5 protein-coding genes are annotated in these 5,922 nt (G+C 71.6%); 2 read left to right on the forward strand and 3 right to left on the reverse strand.

Annotation, left to right across the window (positions count from 1 at the left end; all coding sequences use genetic code 11):
• The 3 genes from JHN45_RS51050 to eccE form a co-directional block, all read right to left on the reverse strand.
• A partial coding sequence (locus JHN45_RS51050; RefSeq protein ID WP_307783451.1) for an SCO5717 family growth-regulating ATPase occupies positions 1 to 522 on the reverse strand: 522 nt, incomplete at its 3' end.
• Between the two features lie 364 nt (positions 523 to 886).
• Complete coding sequence (locus JHN45_RS51055; RefSeq protein ID WP_200716994.1) at positions 887 to 1,642, reverse strand: hypothetical protein; 756 nt, start codon at positions 1,640 to 1,642, stop codon at positions 887 to 889.
• Positions 1,642 to 2,961, reverse strand: a complete 1,320-nt coding sequence (eccE, locus tag JHN45_RS51060; RefSeq protein WP_201056312.1) for a type VII secretion protein EccE — start codon at positions 2,959 to 2,961, stop codon at positions 1,642 to 1,644. Before eccE ends, JHN45_RS51055 begins: the two co-directional genes overlap by 1 nt.
• A 205-nt stretch (positions 2,962 to 3,166) precedes the next feature.
• Here eccE and eccB point away from each other — a divergent pair, with 205 nt between their 5' ends.
• A complete protein-coding gene (gene eccB, locus JHN45_RS51065; protein ID WP_200716996.1) occupies positions 3,167 to 4,699 on the forward strand; it encodes a type VII secretion protein EccB in 1,533 nt (510 codons plus the stop codon).
• A gap of 25 nt (positions 4,700 to 4,724) precedes the next feature.
• Positions 4,725 to 5,922, forward strand: a 1,198-nt coding sequence (mycP, locus tag JHN45_RS51070; protein ID WP_201056313.1) for a type VII secretion-associated serine protease mycosin, incomplete at its 3' end; no start/stop codon positions are given.

A 5,922-nucleotide genomic window follows, 5' to 3' on the forward strand; every position in this document is an offset into this window, starting at 1 on the left:
CGGAGCCGGAGCCGGAGCCGGAGCCGCAGGCACAGGGGCCTCCGCGCCGGTCGGTTCCGGGGTCGGTCCCGGCGTGGGCCCGGTCACCCCGCCCCGCTCCGTGATCTCCCGCTTCAGCGCGGTGGCCGAGATCCGCATGGTCGCGCCGCTCACGAGGTCGCCGTGGTCCGCGTCCTCGTCGTCCTCGTCGGAGACCAGGGCCGCGGCTGTCCAGGCGGAGGGGAAGCCGGGGTTGTTGGGCAACGCCGGTGTCGAGAACGGGAGGCCGACCGGCGACGACGGCGGGGGCGGCGTGGCCGTACCGTTCGCCGGAGTCTGCGCCGTAGGCGGTGCGGGTGCCGTAGGCGGCGCGGGCGTCGGCGCGGACTGCGCGGGCGCGCCCGGCGAGTTCTGTGTGTACCAGGCCGGCGGGGCGTAGTCGATCGTGAACTCGCCCGTCATCTCGATGGCGGACTCGTCATCGGGCTGGTCATCGCCGGGCGTGGCCCAGCCCCCGCGGATCCCGTCCCGATCGCTGCTCACAATTCCTCCTGGTGTGGTCGAGCACCCTCATGCCGTGCTGGGGCGGCCGTTCTCGGCATCCGGTACATCCGATACGTCCGATGCGCCGGGTCGTCCCCCTGAGCCCCTGCCCTGGGCGACGCACCACCCGCTCGCGGATACTCGTGACGTGCCCTGTCCCAGCCTAATCACCAAAACCGTGGACTCGGCAGGCCCGCCCACCCCTTCGTGCACACCCACACGACCGAGACCGGCGATAGCGGATCAAATCCCCCTGGAGATCGACCAATCGCGACAGCTCGGGCACTTCGATCGGCCGGATCCACCCCACCGGAGGTCCGTCGGTCCGTCGTTCCTCCGCCGTCAGTCCGCCGTACGTCCGCCGTCAGTCCATGCGGCGGGCCGCGCCCAGCAGCCCCACCTCGGCGTCCGTCGGCTGGGTCATCACGTACTGCCGGTCCCGCTCCGTGCACCACAGCGTGACGCCTTCGGGCAGTGTCGGCAGTGACTCCAGGTCGGCGCGCGGCAGACCGATCACGCGCCCGATCTCGGCCGCCTCGTCCGGCGACACCCGCTGCACCCCCACCAGCCGCGCCTGTCGCATCAACCGCGGTGCGACCGGGCTGAGATACGGCAGCAGGGTCAGCACGGACTGCCAGGGCGCCGACGTCACCCGCCCGCGCGGGGGCCGCATACCGCAGTCCCGTACGACCAGCACGGGCGTACCGGCGGAGGCGCCCTGCGGGGGGACGCGGCCGACGTCGTACACCGCGAGGCCGTTCTGTCCGCCGCCCATCGCGTGCACCATCTGCATCCAGGCCTGCGGCCGTCCCGTCTCGACGGCGACGCGCGCGCCCGTGGCCGCCGCGCGCAGCGCCAGCACCTGGGCCGTCCACAGGCCGCTGATGAGCAGGATGTCGTACGGCGTCGGGCGGTTGACCCCGAGCACGGCGGGCCGGCCGTCGGGGTCGATGCCGACCACCACGCCGTCGTCGCCGATGGGCAGCGACAGCGCCTCCACCTGGTCGACGGGCAGCGCGTGCCGGGGGTGGCGGGGGCCGAGCAGACCGAACCCGGTGCGCAGCCGCGAGGCGATACCGGTGGTGCCGGGCTCTGTGGTCGTCATGGTCGTCACGGTCATCAGCGGGCACCTCCGAGGGGCAACGTGGCGAGGACGCCGGGGAGTTGTTCGCGGTCGAGGCGGGCCAGGCCGGTACGCGACTGCCGGGCCGCCTGCTCCAACTCGCGCCGGGCGTCGGTCAGTTCCTGGTTGCTGCGGCCGGTGATGCGCAGGTGTCCGGTGAGTGCCACGTCCTGCCGCTCGCCGCGGGCCAGGGTCAGGCTGAAGGTCGTCGCCAGCGCGGGCACCGCCGTGAGCTGCGCCACGAGCTGTGCCAACGAGGTGCCGGACTCGCCCAGTTGGGGCCAGCGGCGCACCCAGTAGGTGGTGTGCCGGCGGTTGTCGCAGCGCCAACTGCGGCTGGACTCCTCGGTCCGCCGCTGCGGTGCCTCGCTCCGCCCGGCCTGCGCGGTCACCATCGGGTTGGCGCACGCGGAGGTGGCGACCGCGGCCGTCAGCTCCTCCTCGGTGAGCACGTTGGCGCGCAGCCCCGCGCCGGACAGCCGGCTCGACAGATGCTCCGCCGACCGCACCAGGCACTTCTGCGCCCCGACCAGTCCGCCCCCGCGCGCGGCCACCGCCTCGGGGCACAGCTCGGGGTCGAGCTTCAGCGCGATCCAGGTGATACGGACGGCGGGGGAGCCCGTCTGGGCCTGCAGCGGCGCGTAGTTGCTCACCACGACCGACTGCTGCGGCAGGTGCAGCGCGGGCGCGGGCTGGGTGTGCACCACGATCTGCGCCGATTCGAGGCGGATGCCGTCGACTTCGAGGGCGTCCCGGACCAGCCCCACGGGCAGCGGTCTGCGTCCGCGCTCGGCACGCAACGCGCCCGCGTCGGACTCGACTTGGAGCACCGCGGTGAGGAAGTCGCCGTCGCCGATCATCCCGACCGGCCGCTGGTCGCGGTCGTCACCGCGGTGGTAGCTGTACGTCCGCAGGCTCGGGTCGCACTCCACGGCGGGCGCGAGACCGGCGTCCGTCCCCGACGGCACCGGGGTGTTCGCGGCCCGCCGCACCCGGGACCGCAGCGCCAGCAGCGTGCCGAGCCACTCCGGCAGGGAGCGCCCCCGGCGTCGTACGACAGCGAGGACCACGAGGAGGGCGGCGATCGCGGCCGCGGGCACGAGCGCGACCGGGCCGACGAGCCAGCCGGAGACCACGAGCGCCGCCGCGACCTCCAGCAGCACCAGCCGCTGGGTGGTGAACGAACCCCCGCGCCCCGAGCGCGACTTCAGGTGCGGCGTGAAGGAACCGGATGCCGATGCCGATGCCGATGTCGGTCCGGACGTCGGTGCTGACGCCGATTGCGATCGCGACCGGTTCCGTGTTGCGGCAGCCATCACTCCAAATCCCCCGAACTCTCCCGAACTTCCCTGGGCTCCGCTCCCCGCAGGGTCAGAGCACCCTACCCGTGACACAAGCACACCCACGCAACAGGCATAGTAGGGGGCGGGTCTGACACCAGAGGTATCAGAGGCAATCGGGGGCAGGGGCCGTATCTCCACAGGTCCTCCACGGCTCCGCACGGGGAGAGAGCGGACACAGATGGCATCACGGCGCGACGAACTCAACGCCTACACCTTCGCGAAGCGCCGCACGCTCGCGTCCTTCCTGCAACCGTCCCCGACGGGCTCGGAAGAAGGCGCGCCGAAACCACTGGGCGCACTGGTGCCTGGCGTCGTCGTCGGTGTGGTGATCCTCGCGGTGTTCGGCGGTATCGGCATGTTCAAGCCGACGGCGCCCCAGGGGTGGGCCGACGTCGAGTCGCACGTCATCGTCGCGAGCAAGTCGACCACCCGGTACGTGGTGCTGACCACCGGCAAGAACAAGCAGAAGCAGCTGCACCCGGTCCTCAACATGGCCTCCGCGAAACTCCTCCTGGATCCGAACAAGTCCAGCGTCATCACCGTCGACGAGAACGTCCTCGACAGCGGCAAGCTCCCGCACGGCGCAACCATCGGCATCCCCTACGCCCCCGACCGCCTCCCCTCCTCCGACGAGGCCGAGGCCGCCAAGCGCTGGGCCGTGTGCGAGCGCCCCAGCGCCGGCGGACGCGCCATCCAGAAGGCGACGTTCGTCCTCGCGAAGAAGGAGTGGCCCAAGACGGAGGGCACCGGCAAGCTCTCCGGCGGCGACCTGATGTACGTCGTCGCCCCGGACGGCAAGACGCAGTACGTGGTCGACGCCCAAGGCACCGCCTACAAGATCGCCGATCCCTCGGACTCCGATCTCCTCAAGGCCCTCGACACCCGCAGGCGCGCCCCGCAACGCGTGTCCCAGGAATGGCTCGACACCCTCCACAAGGGCGACGAGATCTCCATCCCGAAGATCACCGACGGCACCCCGGGCTCGAAGGCCGACGCTTCCGTCCTCCTGAAGGGCTACGACAAGGTCGGCGAGGTCATCAAGGCCTACGCCGGCCAGGTGATGCAGTACTACGTGGTGCTGCCCGGCAAGGTGGCCCGAATCTCCGAGTTCACCGCCACGCTCCTGCTCAACAGCGGCGACCTCGTCGGCGTCGGACAGGCGGGCGAGGCCCAGCAGGTCAGCCCCGGCGCGGTCGCCGACAGCACCGCGTTCGACGCCGACAAGAACTGGCCGACGTACAAGCCGAAGACGGTCAACGACGGCACCAGCGCCACCAGCGGTCCCAACACCGTCTGCAACGTGCTGCGTTCGGTCGGCGCGGACAACAAGACCACGCTCTCCACCTGGGTCGGTACGGACTACCCGGCGCAGCTGCCCACCGGCTCCTCAAGCGCGTACGTTACCGCCGGCTCCGGCCAGCTCTTCCGCCAGGTCAAGGGCACCGAGGCGAAGGCGGGCCCGGTCTTCCTGGTCACCGACACGGGCCTGCGCTACGCCCTGCAGTCCAACAGCGACAGCGCCACCGACGACAGCGGCATCGGCACCACGGCAGCGCAGCGCAAGCAGGAGCTGAGCGAGGCCGAGATCGCGCAGACCCGCCTCGGCTACGAGAAGGTCACCCCCACGCCCGTTCCCGCCGAGTGGTCGACGTTCCTGCCGATGGGCCCCCGCCTGTCGGAGGCGGCGGCACGGCAGCCGCAGGGTTCGTGAGAGAGACGGGCGAGGGGGGCAACTCATGCTGAGCGCACGGATGTTGAGGGTGACGGTGGCGGCCTCGATGGTGGCCGTACCCCTGTCGATGTCACCGTTGCTGGTGACTCCGGTGTGGGCGGACGACGGTCAGTGCACGTTCCCGTCGAAGGACTACACGGGCCGCCCGTGGGCCCTGCAGCGCGTCAATCTCGACGAGTTGTGGGCGGAGTCCACCGGCAAGGGCGTCAAGGTGGCCGTGATCGACACGGGCGTCGACGTCAAGAACAAGCAACTGAAGTCGGCCGTCGACGCGTCCAAGGGCGAGAACCTGCTGCCCCCCAAGAACTCCAAGGGCGAGACGATCGACCGCGGCAACAGCCAGGGCACCACGGACACCGTCGGCCACGGCACCAGGGTGGCCGGCATCATCGCGGCCCGCCCCGCCAAGGGCACGGGCTTCGTGGGCCTGGCCCCCGACGCGACGATCATCCCGATCAAGCAGAACGACGCGGAGGGCGACGGCACGGCCGCGACCCTGGCCACGGCGATCCGCGACGCGGTGGCCAAGGGCGCCGGCGTCATCAACATCTCCCAGGACACGGCGAACGCGGTGGCCCCCGACGACCGCCTCCGGCAGGCAGTGGACGCCGCCCTCGCGCAGGGCGTAGTGGTTGTCGCCTCGGCCGGCAACGACGGCCTCGGCGGCAACGTCAAGGTCACCTACCCGGCCTCCTACGACGGCGTCCTCGCCGTAGCGGCCTCCGACCGCAACAACGAACGCGCCTCCTTCTCCCAGTCCGGCGAGTTCGTCGGCGTGGCCGCTCCCGGCGTCGACATGATCTCCACGGTGCCCGGCGGCGGCCACTGCTCCGACAACGGTACGAGCTTCTCGGCGCCCTATGTCGCGGGCGTGGCAGCCCTGTTGAAGGCCAAGTACCCGCACTGGACGGCACGCCAGATCGTCGCCCAGATCGAACAGACCGCGGAACGCTCCATCTCCGGCCACGACCGCCTGGTCGGCTGGGGCGTCGTGGACCCGGTCAAGGCCCTCACGGACGTCGACCCCGAACACCCCGTGGAGTCCCCCGCCCCCGAGGGCGGAGTCTCCAAAGCCGAGGCCCCGTCGGTGACTCCCCTCCACTTCGGCGAGACGGCGGACGAACGGAACACGCGGCTCGGCACGTACGTGGTCGTCGGCGGCCTGCTGGCGGTGGCGGGGCTCGGGGGGACCGCGGTGGCGG

The organism is Streptomyces sp. MBT53, assembly GCF_016654115.1.
Lineage (GTDB): Bacteria > Actinomycetota > Actinomycetes > Streptomycetales > Streptomycetaceae > Streptomyces.